The organism is Variovorax sp. KBW07 (assembly GCF_003852515.1).
Classification (GTDB): domain Bacteria; phylum Pseudomonadota; class Gammaproteobacteria; order Burkholderiales; family Burkholderiaceae_C; genus Variovorax.
Genome location: NZ_QAJK01000195.1, coordinates 1 through 1,997, shown reverse-complemented (window position 1 = coordinate 1,997; position 1,997 = coordinate 1). Strand labels below are relative to the sequence as shown.

The 1,997-nt window shown below is 71.4% G+C and carries 2 protein-coding genes; both read right to left on the bottom strand.

Annotation, left to right across the window (positions count from 1 at the left end; translation table 11 throughout):
• Positions 1-785, bottom strand: a 785-nt coding sequence (locus DBV14_RS30800; RefSeq protein ID WP_260397291.1) for a TonB-dependent receptor plug domain-containing protein, incomplete at its 3' end; no start/stop codon positions are given.
• Positions 786-897: 112 nt separating this feature from the next.
• Entirely contained in the window at positions 898-1,929 is a 1,032-nt protein-coding gene (locus DBV14_RS30795; protein WP_124465344.1) for a FecR family protein, read from the bottom strand.
• Positions 1,930-1,997: the final 68 nt, after the last annotated feature.

The window sequence follows — 1,997 nt, the reverse complement described above, 5'->3', positions numbered from 1 at the left end:
CCGCGCAGCACTTCGATGCGCTCGGTGCCGTAGTTCTCGGTCTGCCAGATGGCCCAGCCGTTGTTGTTGCGCAGCTGCAGGCCATCGAGGTAATAGCCGGGTGCCTGCGCGTCGAAGCCGCGCAGGATGGTCCAGTCGAAGCGCGAGTCGGCACCCCAAGGCGACACGTTGATGCCCGGCGTGTAGGCCAGCGCTTCCTTCATGCGCGTGGCGCCCGAGGCCTCGATGAAGTCCGACGTGACCACCGAGACCGATTGCGGCGTCTCGATGATCGGCGTGTCGGTCTTGCTGCCCGCCGTGCTGCGCCGCGCGATGTAGCCCGGCACGTGGCCCGTGGCGGCTTCTTCGGCGTCGGCCGTCACCGTGACCGAGGGCAGCGTGGTGGCGCTGTTGCCACCGGCCGTCGCGCGGATCACCGTGAGCGCCGAGGCGCTGCTGCGCACGAAGGTCAGGCCGCTGCCCGCCAGCACCCGTTCCAGGGCCTGCTGCAGCGTGACCGCCCCGCGCACCGCCGGTGCCGTGCGGCCTTCGAGCAGCGAGCTTTCGCCGCCGATGGACGTGCCGAACTGCCGGGACAGCGCGCCCAGGCTCTGAGCCAGCGGCTGCGATGGCAGCGACAGCTGCACGGTGGTGGCCGCAGGGGTCGCTGGGGCCGCGGTGGCCGCGCCCTGCGCGTGAGCCGCGCCGGCCATCGAGAGCAGCGCCGAGGCGACGGCGCAGGCCAGCGCCGCGGCGGTGAAGGATTCGGCGCGAAGGCGTCGCGCGGCGTTCAGCTTGTCGGTCATGTTTGAGGGTCCTGGAGATGGGTTTCAAACAGAAGACAAGCTCGAGGCGGTTTACCCCACAAAGAAAATCGAAGAAAGTTCAGAAGGGCAGGAGGGTGGACGGGCAAGCAGGTCAGGGCCGGCGCGCGATGTCCGTCGTGCCATCGGCATTGCGCGCCGTGCGCACCGGCAGCATCACCGCCAGCCCGTTCAGGAAGGCCTGCGGGTCCTGCAGCCGGTAGCTGCCCGTCACCCGCATCTCGCGCAGGCTGCTGTCGTCGGCCAGCCGCAGGGGTTGGCGCAGGTAGTCGTTCCAGCGCGCCAGCGCTTCGGGCAGCCGCGTGTTGCGGAACACCAGCCAGCCCTGCTTCCAGTCCGCGACTTCGCCCACGTCGACGCTGCTGCGCGTGCCCAGCCCTTGCGCATCGGCCTCGATGGCTTCACCGGCCTGGAGGATGGTCGCCGGCGGCATCGCCTCGGCATCGGCCATGCTGCCCGCCTGCGTGTGCGCCCAGATGGCCACCCGCCCTTCGGCCACCGCCAGCCGCATGCGCCCATCGCGCACCGACACCGTGAACACCGTGCCCAGCACGCGCACGTGTCCCCATTCGGTGGCCACGGTGAACGGCCGTTGCGCGTCGTGCGCAATGGCAAACCGCGCCTCGCCCCGCACCAGCCGCACGGTGCGCCGGTCGCGGTACAGCGTGACCTCGAGCGCCGTGTTGGCCGCCAGGTCCAGCGTGCTGCCGTCCGGCAGCGCATGCGCCAGCGTCTGTGCCTGTCCCGTGCGCGGCGCGGCCTCGTACACCGGCCGTTGCCAGTACCAGCGCCCGCCGACCCCCGCCAGCGCCGCAAAGCCCGCCGCGCCCAGCAGACCGACGACGCGCCGCCGCGACTGTCGTTCCTGCGCGGCGGTCGGTGGCATGGCCATCTGGCCGCGCAGCGCACCGACGTCGGCGGCGTTCCAGATGCGATGCGCGGTGGCCGTGGCTTCGGAGTTCTCGGCACTGAGGCTGCGCCAGCGCGCGAGTTCGGCCTCGGCGGCTTGCGCGGCCTGGGGGCTGCCGCGGTGGATGCGGCCGATGAGCGTCAGCGCGTGTTCCACCAGCGCGCGGGGGGCGCGGCGTTCTTCGTCGCTGAGCAGTGGGGCTGTGCGGGAGGCCATGGTCGTGTCAGTGGGTCATCGCGTTGTCGCGTGTTGTTCTGCTGTTCGGGGGCGGGTTCATTCTTGGC

Coding starts and splice junctions, on each gene's coding strand:
- DBV14_RS30795 (WP_124465344.1), bottom strand. CDS start 1,929: ATGGCCTCCCGCACAGCCCCACTGCTCAGCGACGAAGAACGCCGCGCC.